Consider the following 15,415-nt stretch of genomic DNA (forward strand, 5'->3'; position numbering starts at 1 on the left):
AGCTGAAATTCACCATCGATTCTGACAGTGTGAGCCGCCACAAACTTCCTTGAATCCGCCAAATCAGAAAGAAAAGCCCGCCAATTGTGACGTTTAGTTTCGTCATTCCGGCGCCGTGAGCCGGTTGCAGACGGGGAGAACCGGGTTATAAAACCGGCGAAGATGTAACGCGCAGGCAACGATGCTGTCATCCAGGTTCTCTGTGAATGTAAAAATAGGGTAGACTCACCGGCACAAGCGGCAGAGTGCCAGTCGCCGGGCTTAAGGCCCGGGCCGGTGTCACTGTGACTCTTCAACCATTCCTGTAGCTGGAAATAATTATAATGAATTCAAATTCATCTTCTTCTTTCTTCGGCGGCTTTCCGAAGAACTTCTGGGTAGCCAACGGCGTTGAGCTGTTGGAACGGGCGGCCTATTACGGCGTGTTCATTGTTATCACCCTGTATCTGTCCCGAATCCTGGGTTTCAGCGACGTGGAAGCGGCCTGGATCTCTGGCATGTTTTCCGCTGGCCTCTACTTTCTGCCCACTTTCAGTGGCGCCATCGCCGATAAGATCGGTTTTAGAAACTCACTGATGCTGGCCTTCGGCTTGCTGACCATAGGTTACGCCAGCCTGGCGCTGCTGCCGGCGGTGATGGAGTCTCAGGGGTTGGTGGAGTACGGTCGCCAGGTGGTGTTTACCGGTCTGATGGAGTCGGACCAACGCTGGGCCATTGTGCCGGTAATGGTGGTCATCATGATTGGTGGCTCCTTCATCAAGGCGGTGATCACTGCCACCGTGGCCAAGTCCACTACCGCCGAGACTCGAGCCAAGGGCTTCTCCATCTTCTATATGATGGTGAACATCGGTGCCTTTTCAGGCAAAACCGTGGTCAAGCCGCTGCGTGAGTCCATGGGTGATTTGGGGCTTATCAACCTCAACTACTTCGCCGCGACCATGACAGCGGTGGCGTTTTTTGCCATCTTCATGTTCTTCAAAACCGCTGAAGATACCACCGAGAAGCGTTCCTTGTCCCAGACCTGGGCAGCCCTGGTGAAGGTGGTCGGCAACGCTCGCCTGATCACCCTTACCTTCATCATCTCCGGCTTCTGGATGGTACAACACCAGCTGTACGCCACCATGCCTAAGTACGTGCTGCGGATGGCCGGTGAAGGCGCCTCTCCCAGCTGGTACGCCAACGTTAACCCCTTTGTGGTGGTGATGACCGTCGGTGTGGTGACCGCACTGATGCGCAAGCGCAGTGCCCTGTTCTCCATGACCGTGGGCATGTTTATTATGCCGGTGTCGGCGTTGGCCATGGCGTCGGGCAACATGCTTAACGGTAATGTGGATCTGGGTTTCATTCAGGTCCACCCCATCGCCCTGATGATGATCGTCGGTATCGTCCTGCAAGGGCTGGCGGAATCCTTTATCTCGCCCCGCTTCCTGGAGTACTTCTCCCTGCAGGCGCCCAAGGGCGAGGAGGGGTTGTACCTGGGCTTTTCGCACCTGCACTCCTTCATCAGTTCGCTGCTGGGTTTCGGCCTGTCCGGCTATCTTCTGGAAGCCTATTGCCCGGATCCGCGCCTGTTTGACAGCCATGACGCCTGGGCAGCGGCGGCCAGCAATGCCCACTACATCTGGTACGTATTTGCTGGCATTGCATCGTTGTCGGCGGTGTCACTGATCATCTATGGTGCGGTCATCAAGCGTCTGGATGCCGGGAATGTGGATGCCGAAGTGGCGACTGCGTAATCGAACCGAAGAGAAAAAAAGGCCCGTTACGGGCCTTTTTTCGTCAGGGGGTTAGAGACGGTCGTCGATGACGCTGCCCGGGGGAAACGCCTGCTGGTAGGCGCCGCCTTTGACGATCTGATTCTGCAGGCGCGACCGGGCCTGGTCGTTGCCGTTGCCTTCGATGTCCAGTTTAGAGGCCGGCTGAGTACTGGCGCCCGTGGCCGGGCTGCTTTCAGTGGCTTTCTCGATTGAGGGAGCGGCGGTCTTCGAGCTGTTGTCGGCTTCCTGCTCCGCCCGCTGCAACTCCTGCAACATCTCGGTGCGGGCTTCACTCATGATCACCGCCGCCTGTGCGGCGACCTTACGATCCTGGTTGGAAGGCTGGGTTGGGGCGTTGGCGGCCTGGATCACCGTTTGCATCTTATCGATGGTGGCCCGGGGATCCCCCTCAATCTTGCCGGTGTCGATGCTGACCTCGCCATCACTGGCGTACATGCGACCGTCGGAGCCCCGGGTGAACTCATAGTTTGGTCGTCCCGCATGCTGGCCGCCGGCATTGGCGTGGGCCTGCTCATGGGTTTTGACCTCCTGATCCCGGGATTGTAGCTGCTGCAGTTGCTGCTCAACCAGTCGGGCTTCGGTGCGGGTTTGGGCGGAGGAACCCGACTGGGATGCGTCGGCATCGGTATCGCTTTTCTGTCCGGTCTGGGCGGCTGTCACGGCATCCGGCTGAACCGGCTCCGACTGTTTCGGGTTTGCTGGCGGCGGCTCGGCCTGGCCGGTATGGACCGGCGTAAGTGGCGCAACGGCGTTGGTCGGAGGCAGGGAGGACAGGCTCATGGTCTCTTCCGAAGCTGGAGATGATGGCGGACTGGTACTGACCGGCCCTTGGAACAGCCAGTATCGCGTTTTCCGGGACCAAGGTGAAGAGAATGCGGTGAATTTAAAGCGCTTTACCTCGTGAACAACCATGGCGCAGCATCGGTGAGTGATGCTGCCCAGGGGCGTTAATTTGGCTTTGTTATACCATTTGAGGGATGCCGCCGCGTTTTGGCGGTGGCGGCGGTTGCGTAGAGTCAACCCTAGTCGGCCGATGAGGGGGATAACCCGGAGATTGGCGCCAATCAAGGGGGGATCTATTCGATGGTGATCATCATCAGTGACTCACCGTGGGTGTGGCCTGTTCGCGCACAAAGTACCGTTCCTGAGGTGCTTTTTTTAGATGTAGCAGGTCGTTTGGCGTACCATGGCCCTCCCATTGCCACCTGCTGTGGCGCCATTAGGGTTTCGAGTAACGACATGAACGACAGTGCACTGCAGGCGGCCATCTCCGGGTTTACCCTGGGGCTTTCGCTGATTTTTGCCATCGGTGCGCAAAACACCTTTGTGCTGCGTCAGGGGATCATGCGTCAGCATGTGTTGCTGGTGGTCAGCATCTGTGCGGCGTCCGATGCTCTGCTGATCAGCGCCGGGGTGTTCGGGTTTGGCAGTGTGCTCAGTCTGTCCGATGATGTGGCTCAGTGGGGCCGCTGGGCGGGGGCCGGTTTTTTGTGTCTTTACGGCATACTGAGTCTGCGTTCGGCGCTGACGTCGCGTCATGCCATGAGCGGGGAGGGGATGGCGCTGGTCCGCTGGCAACCGGCGGCGCTGGCCTGTCTGGCGTTTACCTGGCTCAACCCCAGTGTTTATCTGGATACCGTGGTGTTACTCGGATCGGTGTCGACCCAGTACAGCGCTAAAGGCGCGTTTGCCCTGGGGGCGGTGTCGGCGTCGTTTGTGTTCTTTTTCAGCCTGGGCTTTGGTGCCCGCCTGCTGGCGCCGCTGTTCAGCCGGGCCCGCGCCTGGCAGTGGTTTGAAGCGGCGGTCGGGGTGATGATGTTTGCCATCGCCTGGGCGTTGATTCGTCATTAGTTGCGCGCCGCCGCTCGGCGGCGCGCGCTAAAATCCTGGCCCCGGCGTTGACGATCAGTCCGTCAGTTTCTGGCAGCTGTCGGCATCATTCAGTTCACAGCCCAGGCTGTACCAATGCTGTTTTTGTTGCTGGTCTTTGGCCAGGCGACCGGCAAAACGGCAGGCAGACGGGTCGCCCAGTTCACAGCCGCGGCCGTAATAGAGGGCGGCACCCAGGGTGTCTCCGCTGCGCTCGACGCCGCGCCAGGCAAAATTGAAGCAGGCGTGGGCGTCGTTGTCGTTACAACAGGCGTGATGATCCCTGGCCAATCCGGACAGGTAGCGCGACTCGTCGGCACTGCAGACCGAAGTCAGCTTCTGAGGCGGGGTTGCCGCGGTGTCGACCACATAGTGACGCTTCGCCAACGACTGGCCGTCGTAGTCCACGCTCAGGTACCAACTGCCGGGAACCAGCATCCGTTCCGACTCGAATATCCACACGCTGTGGTTGACCTTTCCCAACTCCATCACACTGTCCCATTGAGTGATGCGAGTTACGCTGCCGTCGGCCTGGGTGATAGGCGGGTGGGTGAGTGTGATGGTGACGGGAAAGGTGGTTTGATCACTGCTTTCATTCTCAGCCAGGCTGGGGCGGTAACTGAAACCAAAACCCTGTCCCAGCTGGGCAATGACCGTGCCCCGTCGTTTATATTTTACTCTTTGCACACCGGCGTTGGCCGGCAACTCGCTGGCCTGGCCCGAGATCTGAATCTTGGCGTTGATGGCCGGCAAACCGCTGTGCTCGGAGGGGGGATTGACCGAGGCACAACCGACCAGCAAAAAGACCAGGAAAAACATCAGTCCAGTTGGAATATCTAGGCGCCGGTTCATGAGTCATACTCGAGTGGTTAAAGGAGGCGGAATTATACGGACAAAGGCAACCATTCTCAATGAAATAGGTATTAAATTGTCCGTTTTTGTAGACCAGTTAGAAATATGGTCCGCTTCGAATCAAAGGCTGGTCAAAATACTGTTATTCAACCTCTTTTTCGCATGAAAGTTTCATTTATTGCGAATATTAAGTTAGGTTTTTGTAGCATTACGTCTGGCTTTGTTCCAATAAAACAGTGATTTATGGCGATCAATCTCGAACCGTTGTCCTGGATCGGGCTGAATGAGGGATGGTTGAGCAGTTGAATGCACTTAATTAATGGGGGATAAAACTCAGTGATTCTTCACATTGAAAATGGCAATGGTCAAGGGCAACCGATGCCAATATTAGTTTTGGTATGCAGTTATTCTAATATGTAGAGAGGCCGCTGCCAGGGCAGCGGCCCGGGTGTTTAGCTGGCCAGGAAGTGGGTCAGGAATTGCGAGATGGCCACCATGTCATCAATGGCGATCTGCTCTTCGGTGGTGTGAACCTTAGCCATTCCAGTGGACAGGTTGACCGTAGTCAGACCTTTCTCGTTGAAGATATTGGCGTCACTGCCGCCGCCCGTGGCCCGGGTCTTGGGCTCGACGCCCATGGCGCAGAAGGCGGTGCGGATCTGCTCCACCAGCGGGTGGTTATCCTCGATGCGATAGGCGTTGTAGGCCCGTTGGCTGTCGATGTTCAATCCGGCGCCGTGGTGGGTGGCGGCCTGTTTAAAGGTGTCGACCATATGGTGAACCTGAGCCGCCAGCTTGTGGTCATCCAGGGAGCGGGCTTCCGCTTCCAGATACAATGACGGCATGACGATGTTGGTGGCATTGCCGCCACGCACGATACCGATGTTGGCGGTGGTTTCGTTGTCGATTCGTGACAGCGTCATCTTACTGATGGCTTCGGCTGCCACCGTCAGGGCATTGATTCCCTGCTCCGGTGCCAGTCCTGCGTGGGCCGGTTTGCCCTCCAGAGTGATCTTGAGGTTCTGCTGCCCCGGTGCGGTGGTGATGATGGTGCCGATATCGCCACCGGAGTCCAGTACGATGGCCTGCCCGGACTCGATCAGCGACATGTCGAACTGCTTGGAGCCGTGCAGTCCGCCCTCTTCATACACCGTAAATGCCAACTCCACGGTCTGATGGGGCCGGTTCTGATGCTGCAGTACTCGAATCGCTTCCATAATGGCGGCAATGCCGGATTTGTCGTCGCCGCCGAGGATGGTGGTGCCGTCTGAGCGAATGATGCCGTTTTCTATAATGGGGGTAATGCCGTTGCCCGGGCTGACGGTATCCATATGGCAGCTCAGCAAGGTGCTGCCCGGCAAGGAACCCGGTAGCCGTGCATACAGATTGAAGCCGTTGGAGAGCGCGTCATCGACCGGCAGGCGCTGTACCCGGAATCCCAGTTGGCCCAGCTGCTCCGCCAGGGTTTCGGCAATCGCTTTTTCGTTGCCGGACTCACTGTCAATCTTCACCAGTTCAATGAAGTGGTCCACCAGCCGTTGTTGATTTATGCCTGTCATCTTGTGCCCTGATTGCGTGTCAAAAGGAGCCACTGTATCGAATTTGGCGTGCGTTTGGCGTGAGCCAGCTCATTGATGGGGCGAATGGCACCACGGTGAAAAATAACGCCGGCTCGTCAGCCCAGGTCTACAGTGTATAGGTGAGAGTGAACTGCTTGGTTTCTCTCTTTGTTTTTATCTTAAAGACAATGGATACGGAAGGGCATGACACAGCAGCAGGAGAGGGCGCCCTCAGGCGCCGAAGAGGCGCGCGTCAATGGTGACGCTCAACCCGGGGCCAGCAATAAAATTCGCAAGGCCACCAATGCGATCCTGGCTCTGGTGGTGGTGTTGTTTCTGTTTCATCTGGTGGCGGACAGGTTGATACCCAGTACCGACCTGGGAAGGATCAGGGGCTACGTGGTCCCCATCAGCCCGCAGGTCTCCGGAAAGGTCGAGGAGATACGGGTTGAACCCAACACCTTGATACGTCAGGGGCAGGTTCTGGCGGCCATCGAACAGACCGATTACCGGCTTGCCCTGCAGCAGGCTGAGCAGGCGCTCAAGCAGGCGGGACAGAACATGGGGGCACAAACCGCCAATGTCACTGCGGCCCAGGCAAAGGTTACCAATGCCCTTGCCAATCTGAAAAATGCCCAGGTTCAGTCCCGGCGGATCTTTGCCATGGTGGACAAAGGGGTAATGTCCGAAGCCGAGGCCGACAACGCCCGCGCCGCCTTGACCAAGGCCGAAGCCGGTGTCGCCAGTGCCCGGGCCGATCTGGCCAAGGCGGAAGAGCGGTTGGGGACAGAGGGCGCCAATAACACCCAGATGAAACAGGCGTTGCTGAGCCTGCAACAAGCGCAGCTGAACCTGGAGCGAACCCGGATTCGGGCGCCGACGGACGGCGTTGCCTCCAATTTCCGCCTCAAGGAGGGGGTGTACGCCAATACCGGCCAGCCGATCATGACGTTTATCTCTGTCGATGATGTGTGGATAGAAGCCTATTTCCGGGAAAACAGCCTCGGTAACATCGATGCCGGCGACAGAGTCGAATTTGCCTTGGATTACGCCCCTGGCCGGGTGTTTTCAGGGCGGGTAAGCAGCATCGACTACGGCATCGACTGGGGCCAGAATGAACAAACCGGCAAGCTGGCCCAGGTCGCCGGCAACACCGGCTGGTTGCGACAGGCTCAGCGCTTTCCGGTGACCATAGTGATGGCGGCCGATGAGGCTCAGGGGTTCCGGCGGGTCGGCGGGCAAGTGGATGTGATCGTATACAGCCAGGAGGGTGCGTTCATTAACCTGTTCGGTAAGCTGTGGATTCGGGTCGTCAGCTGGTTGTCCTATGTCCGGTAGTGAGCGTGGCCCTGACCCGGTCGGTCGTCGGGTGTGGCGATTTACCCTCGGCATCGGCCTGAGTGTGGCCCTCTCGGCACTATGGGCCTGGCCACTGGCCTTTATCGTGCCGGTTTTTCTGGCCAAGTTTCTGGTAGACCGACAGGCTCCGACGCTGCACACAGTCTATGAGTTAGTGATCTCCATGAGCGTAACCGTGGCCATCGCCTGGCTGGTGAGTTTTGGCCCCACCGAGTACCCGCTGCTGCTGCTGCCCTTGCTGGCGCTGCTGATGCTGTGGGCCTATTACCTGTTCACCGATCCCAGATGGAACTTTTTTGCCACCATGCTGATCATCTCGGTGCTGCTGTTGCCCTACCTGGGGATGATGCAGCCGGGTTTGGCCCTGCAGGTCGGGCTGGGGCTGAGTTTTTCCGGTCTGGTGGCCGTGGCCCTGTTTGCCCTGATGCACCTGTGGTTGCCGGAACGTTCGGGCCCTGACGAGCCCTCTCAGCCTGCGTCCATGGCGGCCCCCGGCGAGAACGAACGGGCGTTTGAGGCGTTTCGAGCTGTGATACTGGCGTTCCCGGTGATTGTTTTTTTCTACCTGATGGAGGTGTCGGGGGCACTGCTGACCATGATCTTCATCGCCATCCTGTCGCTGCAGAGCACCGGGGCCAAGAGCGTCAAGGTGAGCCTGTTTCTGTTGCTGACCAACGGCATCGGCGGTGGCTTGGCGGTGCTGTTCTATAACTTGTTGGTGATTGTCCCGGAGCTGCCATTTTTCATCGCATTATCCATGCTGGCGGCGGTGATTTTTGGCCAAAAGATTTACGCCGACCCGGCCAAGGCGCCCATTTATGCCGGCATCTTCTCGGCATTGCTGGTAGTGGTGGGATCCACCACCTCCTCCGTGGACAAAGAGGTGGATGTGAATTTTTATTTGAGGATGGTGCAACTGCTGCTGGTGGGGCTGTACATGGTGGTGGCGTCTTTCTTTCTTGAGAGCAGAAACTGGGCCTGGTTGTCCCCCCGTCATCACTAGCCGGTGCGGGGCCAGTCACAGGGTTGCCTTCTTATGTTTAGGACTGAGTCAATATGAAAAGTATGCAGAGCGTCGAGCCCGAATCATTTTCCTCCGCTGCCGTGGATGCGGCAATCAAGATCGGTATGATTGCGCTGATGGTCTCATGGTGTTTCCAGATCGTCCGGCCCTTCATCCTGCCTATCGTCTGGGGCGGGATCATCGCCATTGCCCTGTATCCTTTGGTTCAGTCTGGCGCGTTACGAACCGGGATCGCTCAGGCCAGGGTCAGCATTTTGGTGACCCTGCTGGTGCTGGCGCTGCTGTTGGTGCCGACTGTCCTGTTCTCCGGGGCATTGTTTTCCGAAACTCAGCAGCTGATCGGCGATGTTCAGCAGGGCACCCTGGAGATTCCGCCGCCGAAGGCGTCGGTGGCCGACTGGCCGCTGATAGGCGATAAGCTGTATCAGTTCTGGTCCCGCTCCTCGACCAACCTGGCCGGGGTGCTGAATACCTACGCCCCGGAGATCAAGGCGTTTGCGTCGTCGGCGGCCATGGTCGCCGGCGGAGTGGGGGCCACGGTGCTGCAGTTTGTCATCTCCATCATCATTGCCGGTGTGTTTATGGCCAATGCCAAGGGCGCCAATGTGGTGTTTCACCAAGTGGCGGTTCGTCTGGCCGGTGGGCACGGAGAGAGTTTTGCCTCCCTGGCGGTGGCCACCGTACGCAGCGTGGTCCAGGGGGTGATCGGGGTGGCCCTCATTCAGGCCCTGCTGGCAGGGGTCGGCATGGCGATGGCCGGGGTGCCAGCCACAGGCCTGTGGATGTTGATGGTGCTGATTCTGGCCATCGTGCAGCTGCCGCCGATACTGGTTCTGGCGCCGGTGATGGCCTATGTATTCTCGGTGGAGTCGACCACCGTGGCGGTGGTCTTTATGATCTGGGGGATTTTGGTGAGCGCCAGTGATGCCGTGCTGAAGCCGTTGTTAATGGGGCGCGGGGTGGATATCCCGATGCTGGTGATCTTGATAGGAGCCCTGGGGGGGATGATGATGTCCGGCATCGTTGGTCTGTTTGTCGGCGCCGTGGTGCTGGCGCTGGGGTATAAACTGTTGGTTGCCTGGGTGGCGGCGGAGTCCGGGTCGGATGCCGAGGGGGCGGTTGAGGGAGAACCGGCCGGAGAGCGATCCCGGCAGCCTAAGGGGTAGCCTCCTTAGGCCGGTGAAGCCGGGGGAACTCTTCCAGGCTTAGTATTTCTGTTTGCCAACTGAGGGGGCCCTATGAGCACGGAACCCAGTCAACAAATGGAATGGATTCTGCTTCCTTTGCTCTCGGATACCCTGCCGTATATTTTTGATAATGTTATCGCTTTTAACGGCTTCCAGGCTCAGTATGGCCACTGTGCCTCGGCCATCCACCAGCAGCAGTTTCCAAAGGCAGGTGGTTTCCGGGGCGATCGGCGCGGCTTCTCAGGACAAGAACCTCGAGATGTAGTGCCCCGGTGAACGCACCGGGGAAAATGTTGTTCACCGGTGAATTTTCTGAGCCTGATTGGCGTTTGTGGCTGCCTTTGACTGTTCATTAGCCCTGTCGCTTTCTAGAATGGCGCGATTTTTGATTTTGGCGAAGGAGCCGGTACGACGATGGGATTGATGGAGTGGGCTGGGGTGATCTTGGGGCTGGCGTTGTTGGCGGCGGTGTTTCAGGCCTGGAGCCGTTCGTCCAGCAAGAAGCAGATGCGTCAGAGCATTGAGGCACTGGCGGAGTTTACGCCCTCGCAGCAACTGATGGCGAACGACGGCAATACCGGTATCGCCCTGGACGAATCGAGCCAGAAGCTGTGTGTGATACGACAGGGAACATTGGAGCCGGAGTTGGCGCTGCTTGAGTATCGAGATTTGCTGTCGGTCGAGATGTTTGAGGATGGCCTGACGGTGACCCGCACTGCCCGGGGCAGTCAAATCGGTGGTGCCCTGCTCGGTGGTCTGGCTCTGGGGGGCGTGGGGGCCATTGTCGGCGGCTTGTCTGGGAAAAAGGTTGCCAGCGACAAGATTCAGCGCATCGATCTGCGGCTGTTGGTGAACTGCACCGAACGGCCGGTGCTCGACATTAACCTGATGGATGTCGAGGCAAAGAAAGGGGGGGGTGTTTATAACGCTGCCATGGAACAGGCCCGCCACTGGCACGGCTTGCTGGAGGTGTTGATCCAGCGCGCCGACCGCGACGATGAGCGCCAGGCCCCTGAGGCGGTTCAACCGGAACCACAGCCAGTGTCCGCCATTTCCGTGGCCGATGAACTGCAGAAACTGGCGGAACTGCATCGTCAGGGGGTGTTGACCGACACCGAATTTGTGGCCCAGAAGATGAAACTGCTGGACTAGGTTTGAATGGCGCCTGGGCCTCAGGCGTCCCGGTGTTGCAGTCGTCTGGGTTGCTGCAGCCGGGCGCGCAGGCGCCGGGCGATCGCGTCGACCAGCAGGTTCAGCAGGGCGGTGACCACAATCAGCACCAGGGCGCGGTCGAAACGAAACTCTTCAAACGCCGAGTCGATATAAAACCCCAGAGTGGTGATGCCCAGTACCCCTAAAATGGCGGTTTCCCGCTGAATGATCTCCCAGCGATACAGCAGCCAGGTGACAAACTGCGGATAAACGCGGGGCAGAATCTGGTACAGATAGAGACTGGTGCGGCTCAGCCCTTTGGGGGTATCGTCGGCCCGTAAGCTCAGGGTCTGGCTGTATCCGCCAATCAGGTGGGCGATGATGGCTCCGTTGTGAATGCCCAGCGCCAGCAGCGCCGGCAGCAGGCTGGGGCCAAACATCAACAGGCCGACGAAGGCCAGCACAAACTCCGGGGTGGAACGGGTGACGATCAAAAACAGCTGACCCAGTGCCCGCAACGACTTCGGCAGCAACCAGCGGCTGCGCAGGGGAAACCACACCAGCGCCAGCAGTGCGGTCAGCAGCAGCGCCATCTGACTGAGCAGCAGGGTGTCGGTGAGCCCGGGCAGAATCTGCTCCTGCCACAGCATCATCAACCAGGGCTGCAGATCCGCCGACCACTGCCAGTGCTCGGCCCGCAGGGGCGCCGGCACCATGTCCTGGCTGACAAACTGGATGACCAGATCCCAGTTGATGCTGGCGATCGGGGGCAGAAACCACAGTGACGCCAGCAGATACAGTGGCAACAGCGCTCCCCGGCACCACCACTTCATGGTGGCGATCAGCAGGTAAAACAGGTACAGCAGTGCCGAGGCCTGGGCATAGTGGCCCTGGCGGAAGGCGGTTTCCAGGTGGTATCCCAGGGTCGGCAGCCCCACAAACCCCAGTACCACCGAGGAGCGCATGCCACACTCGAGCCGGTAACGGGCGTAGTGTTTGAAGTGCGGCCATGCCAGCGGCAGCCGGCTGTACAGCAACAGGCCGATCTCCTGGCTCAGGGTGGTGGCCTTGGGCAGGGACGCTTCCGGCTGGCGATCCACCTCTTCCAGAATTTCACCGAACACCTTGGTGAAGATGCCGGTGTAGGGCAGCCACAGGGCCAGGACGCCGGTCAGTGCCGAGAGGCCAAAGAGCTGCAGAAACAGCAGCGCCCAGAACAGTTCGTGAACCGACCGCAGCAGGGCCGCAAGGATGCGCACGCCGCGCAGTTGATACAGCAGTGACAGCCCAAAGCCACTCAGCGCCGCCAGGGTGATGCCCTGCAGGGCAAAGGCCAGGGTGGTGAACACGGCGTCGACCAGGTATTCGGTGGCCAGAAAGTCCGGAGTGGCCATGCCCACCAGCAGCCGGCCCAACTCGGTGGCTGGCGACAGTTGGTAGACGGTCAGATCCGCAAACGGCAGGCATGCCAGTGCGGCCAGAGCCAGCCAAAAACTGATGCGACGGAACTCGGCGGCGCGGTTGACCTTGGGGCGTACCCAGGCTCGTTTTAAAGCGTTAACCATGGGGCTGTTCGGGGTAGAGGGCCAGCAGGGTGGCACTGTCCAGGTCGGCACTGGCGCGATCCAGGACCACCTGGCCGTCGCTTAAGCCGACGATGCGATCGCAGCAGGCCAGAGCCAGTTCCACATCATGCAGGGCCAGAACCGAGGTGCGATGATGAGACTTGATTCGCTCAATCACCCGCCGCGACTGCACCTCGTCCAGGGCCGAGACCGGCTCGTCGCCCAGAAACACCGGCCGCTGCTGAAACAGCGCCCGGGCGATGCTGATGCGCTGCTGTTCGCCGCCGGAGAAGCGTTCGGCCGACTGCAGCATGCGTTGACGCTGCGTCTGGGCATCGTCCTGGCCCAGTAGCCCCAACTCCCGGGCCAGGTCGTGGACCTGCTGCCAGTGAGTGGCGCAGGGAAAAAACAGGTTTTTCAGGTTGCGCCACAGCGATTTCTGATGGAGCTGGCCCATGTACACATTCAGGTACAGGCTCAGCATCGGCACCAGCCCCGGCGCCTGGGGGCACCAGGCGACCCGGTCGCTGTGCTGTTGGCGCAGCAGCTCCAGCAGCGACGATTTACCGGCACCGGAGGCGCCCACCAACGCCACGGTTTCCCCGCAGCGGATGGTGAGGCTGATGTTGCGCAGTATGGCAACGCCGTCGTGCTCCAGAGAGGCCTGGTCCAGCCTCAGGGGGGCAGACATCAGTCCATCAGTCCGATGGACTTGGCAGTGTCCAGGATCGGCTGGTAGTCACCGTTGTCTGCCGGCACGAAATGGCTGCGGGGAAAGGCGTTCAGCAGGGCGGGTTGTTTCATCTCCAGCAGGGCCTGAGTCACCTTGGTGGTGAAGTCGGCGCCCCAGGTGGCGTCGACGTCGCCGCGAATGGTCCAGTGGTAGTCCGGGTAGGTGGGGGTTTCCCAGATGACCGCCACCTTGCTGGTGTCGATGTGGCCGGCGGCCAGTTCCGATTCCCATACCTTATAGTTAACGGCGCCCACCTGATAGCTGCCGGCCTGAACCAGCGCGATGGTGCGGCTGTGGTCGCCGCTGAAGCCAACCTTGCTGAAGGTCTGTTTGGGCGCCTGTTGGAACGCCTGGCGCAGGTAGAATTCCGGCATTAACCGGCCGGAGGTGGAGCCTTTCGAACCAAAGGTAAAGGTTTTGCCGTTCAGCGCGTCGGGCAGGCTGTCGGCGGCGTTAAGTCCGGTACTGGCGTGGGCGATGAAATAGGATTTAAAAAACTGATCTTCGTAACCCTGGGCGATGGCTTGTGAGCCAGGAACCCGGGCCCGGGCCTGAACCCCGGACAGGCCGCCAAACCAGGCAAGTTGCACCTGGTTGTTACGAAAGGCGGTAATGGCGGCGGCATAGGATTTCACCGGCACGTATTTCACCTCGACACCCAGCTCGGTGGAGAGGTAGTCGGCCACCTGATCAAACCGGCTTCTCAAGCGGGTTTCATCCTGATCCGGAATGGCGGTAAAGGTGAAGGTCTGGGCGGCTACCACAGGGGCTAGCATCAATGCCATCAGGGCGAGTAAGCGGCGCATATCGGGTCCTTGAATCAACAAAAAGGCCGCTCGCAGCGGCCGGTGAATGTTATTTTACGCCAGTGTACGCGTCCCGGCGGCATTTTTTAAGTCGTGATCGCATCAGTTGGCCAAACAATAACAGGGTCATCGGGTTGGTAGGGTGGGTATTTGGCCATGATTCGGGCAAAAGCGGGGCTGGCCTTGAGGTGCTCCAGCCAGCGTCTCAGATGCGGGTAGGGGGCGGCGGCGAACCAATCGGGATCCACATGGGCAAATTGACGCACAAAGGGCATCAGGGCCATGTCAGACAGATCCGGTTGCTGGCCGCCCAGCCAGGTGGCCTGGCTCAGTTGGCGATCCAGTTGCCGCAACCACTGTTCGCCCTGAAGCCGGTAATAGCGCTGAGAGTGTTCGGGAAAGCGATCGGCGTACTTGTATCGATCCAGCCAATACTTAAAGCGGCCGTCGTTGTACTGGATTCGGGCCAGGGCCTGAACCTGGGCCTGAGGCTCAGTGGGCCACCACCGCTGCGGGTCGTTGCGGGACAGGGCCCACAGCATGATATCCAGGCTTTGATCCAGCAGCCAGTGGTCGCTCAGTTGCAGCACCGGCACCGTGGCCTTGGGGGAGATCCGTCTGAGGTGCGCCGGCTTGTGTTTGAGCACCACCTCTCGTAGTTCCAGCTCGATGTGGGCGTAATCCAGGGCCAGACGGGCCCGCATGGCGTAGGGGCAGCGACGAAAAGAGTACAGAATGGGCCGCATCATAACGGTATCCTTCGGGACAGACGGCGCCAGCGTCTCACCAGGCTTTGCTTCAGACTGTGCACTGCCAGTGCGCAACCGCTCAGGGCGAACAGCAGGGCGGTGATGGAAAACAGTATCAGTAGCGGGTTGTTAAAGTCTTCACCGTCATCGTAGTCCATCACGTGCAACCGCCACAGGGCGTCGAACCACACCCAGGCCTGGTTGCGGCTGGTCAGGTAGTGGCCGTATTGGCCGTCAAAATAGAGCCGGGTCTGAACCGGGTCATTGGCAACCACCATCCAGACCGGCCCCGCGTGTTTGAGCTCCTGCACCAGCCCGCCGAGTTGATCCGGCACGCTTTGCAGCCGATGTGGCGGTGCCAGTTGGCCGGTGCCGATATAGAGCCGCTCGGCAAAGCGGGCCACCTGGTTCGCGCTGACCTGGGTGGCGGGCTGGCCCTGGCCCAGGTTGAACCACTGTGGCCCGGACGGGGCATCGATCCGCAGCAGCGGCCCCTGGGCCGAGTCCAGCAGCCGCAGTTGACTGACGTCGGTGTTCGATGACGTGCCCTTGAGGGCGTCGGAGAGTTGCGTCATCGACGTCAGCGGCGCCGGCTTGCGAACCTGGTCACCGCCTTTCACCACCGATTGAAATGGCATCAGGGCAAAATAGGCGCCGCCGAGCAGCCACAGGGTGACCTGAACGAAGACAAAGTAGCTTAAGATTTTGTGGGTTTTGCGCAGGGGTTTGAGTAGCGTCATTGCTCGACCGATTCTGTTGCGTCCGTGTTCGGGGTTAAGCTA

The 15,415-nt window shown here is 59.4% G+C and carries 14 protein-coding genes; 6 read left to right on the forward strand and 8 right to left on the reverse strand.

Annotated features, from left to right (window positions below; translation table 11 throughout):
* The first annotated feature begins 323 nt into the window (after window positions 1–323).
* On the forward strand, window positions 324–1,736 hold the full coding sequence (locus BLT77_RS10855) for an MFS transporter (protein WP_090365291.1): 1,413 nt from the start codon (window positions 324–326) through the stop codon (window positions 1,734–1,736).
* A gap of 51 nt (window positions 1,737–1,787) precedes the next feature.
* Here the strand turns inward: BLT77_RS10855 and BLT77_RS10860 are convergent, their stop codons facing one another.
* The gene (locus BLT77_RS10860; RefSeq protein ID WP_176819284.1) at window positions 1,788–2,558 is read right to left on the reverse strand and encodes a putative metalloprotease CJM1_0395 family protein; all 771 of its coding nucleotides are present in this window, start codon (window positions 2,556–2,558) and stop codon (window positions 1,788–1,790) included.
* A gap of 459 nt (window positions 2,559–3,017) precedes the next feature.
* Between BLT77_RS10860 and BLT77_RS10865 the strand changes: the two genes are divergently transcribed.
* Complete coding sequence (locus BLT77_RS10865) at window positions 3,018–3,629, forward strand: LysE/ArgO family amino acid transporter (protein WP_090365293.1); 612 nt, start codon at window positions 3,018–3,020, stop codon at window positions 3,627–3,629.
* Between the two features lie 54 nt (window positions 3,630–3,683).
* Here the strand turns inward: BLT77_RS10865 and BLT77_RS10870 are convergent, their stop codons facing one another.
* Both BLT77_RS10870 and BLT77_RS10875 read right to left on the reverse strand, forming a co-directional pair.
* Window positions 3,684–4,466 (reverse strand): DUF3859 domain-containing protein, encoded by a 783-nt coding sequence (locus tag BLT77_RS10870; RefSeq protein ID WP_176819285.1) that lies wholly within the window; start codon window positions 4,464–4,466, stop codon window positions 3,684–3,686.
* A 485-nt stretch (window positions 4,467–4,951) separates the two neighbouring features.
* Window positions 4,952–6,058 carry a M20/M25/M40 family metallo-hydrolase gene (locus BLT77_RS10875; RefSeq protein ID WP_090365295.1) on the reverse strand — a complete coding sequence of 369 codons (1,107 nt, stop codon included), beginning with the start codon at window positions 6,056–6,058 and terminating at the stop codon, window positions 4,952–4,954.
* Between the two features lie 204 nt (window positions 6,059–6,262).
* Here BLT77_RS10875 and BLT77_RS10880 point away from each other — a divergent pair, with 204 nt between their 5' ends.
* The 4 genes from BLT77_RS10880 to BLT77_RS10900 all read left to right on the forward strand — a co-directional run bounded on the left by BLT77_RS10880 (window position 6,263) and on the right by BLT77_RS10900 (window position 10,780).
* Window positions 6,263–7,396: an HlyD family secretion protein gene (locus tag BLT77_RS10880; RefSeq protein WP_090365296.1), complete on the forward strand. Its 1,134-nt coding sequence runs from the start codon at window positions 6,263–6,265 to the stop codon at window positions 7,394–7,396.
* Complete coding sequence (locus BLT77_RS10885) at window positions 7,386–8,420, forward strand: DUF2955 domain-containing protein (RefSeq protein WP_090365297.1); 1,035 nt, start codon at window positions 7,386–7,388, stop codon at window positions 8,418–8,420. Before BLT77_RS10880 ends, BLT77_RS10885 begins: the two co-directional genes overlap by 11 nt.
* Window positions 8,421–8,473: 53 nt before the next feature.
* Window positions 8,474–9,607, forward strand: a complete 1,134-nt coding sequence (locus tag BLT77_RS10890) for an AI-2E family transporter (RefSeq protein WP_245709924.1) — start codon at window positions 8,474–8,476, stop codon at window positions 9,605–9,607.
* A gap of 435 nt (window positions 9,608–10,042) precedes the next feature.
* On the forward strand, window positions 10,043–10,780 hold the full coding sequence (locus BLT77_RS10900) for an SHOCT domain-containing protein (protein ID WP_090365299.1): 738 nt from the start codon (window positions 10,043–10,045) through the stop codon (window positions 10,778–10,780).
* 20 nt (window positions 10,781–10,800) lie between these two features.
* Here BLT77_RS10900 and BLT77_RS10905 read toward each other — a convergent pair whose 3' ends face one another.
* The 5 genes from BLT77_RS10905 to BLT77_RS10925 all read right to left on the reverse strand — a co-directional run bounded on the left by BLT77_RS10905 (window position 10,801) and on the right by BLT77_RS10925 (window position 15,373).
* Window positions 10,801–12,345: a PhnE/PtxC family ABC transporter permease gene (locus BLT77_RS10905; RefSeq protein WP_090365300.1), complete on the reverse strand. Its 1,545-nt coding sequence runs from the start codon at window positions 12,343–12,345 to the stop codon at window positions 10,801–10,803.
* Complete coding sequence (locus tag BLT77_RS10910) at window positions 12,338–13,036, reverse strand: ATP-binding cassette domain-containing protein (protein ID WP_090365301.1); 699 nt, start codon at window positions 13,034–13,036, stop codon at window positions 12,338–12,340. The genes BLT77_RS10905 and BLT77_RS10910 overlap by 8 nt, the downstream gene beginning before the upstream one ends.
* The gene (locus BLT77_RS10915; RefSeq protein ID WP_090365302.1) at window positions 13,036–13,884 is read right to left on the reverse strand and encodes a putative selenate ABC transporter substrate-binding protein; all 849 of its coding nucleotides are present in this window, start codon (window positions 13,882–13,884) and stop codon (window positions 13,036–13,038) included. The genes BLT77_RS10910 and BLT77_RS10915 overlap by 1 nt, the downstream gene beginning before the upstream one ends.
* Before the next feature lie 86 nt (window positions 13,885–13,970).
* Window positions 13,971–14,633 (reverse strand): glutathione S-transferase, encoded by a 663-nt coding sequence (locus BLT77_RS10920; protein WP_090365303.1) that lies wholly within the window; start codon window positions 14,631–14,633, stop codon window positions 13,971–13,973.
* Window positions 14,630–15,373, reverse strand: a complete 744-nt coding sequence (locus tag BLT77_RS10925) for a hypothetical protein (RefSeq protein WP_090365304.1) — start codon at window positions 15,371–15,373, stop codon at window positions 14,630–14,632. The genes BLT77_RS10920 and BLT77_RS10925 overlap by 4 nt, the downstream gene beginning before the upstream one ends.
* Between the last annotated feature and the right edge of the window lie 42 nt (window positions 15,374–15,415).

Source organism: Ferrimonas sediminum, assembly GCF_900100175.1.
Taxonomy (GTDB): domain Bacteria; phylum Pseudomonadota; class Gammaproteobacteria; order Enterobacterales; family Shewanellaceae; genus Ferrimonas; species Ferrimonas sediminum.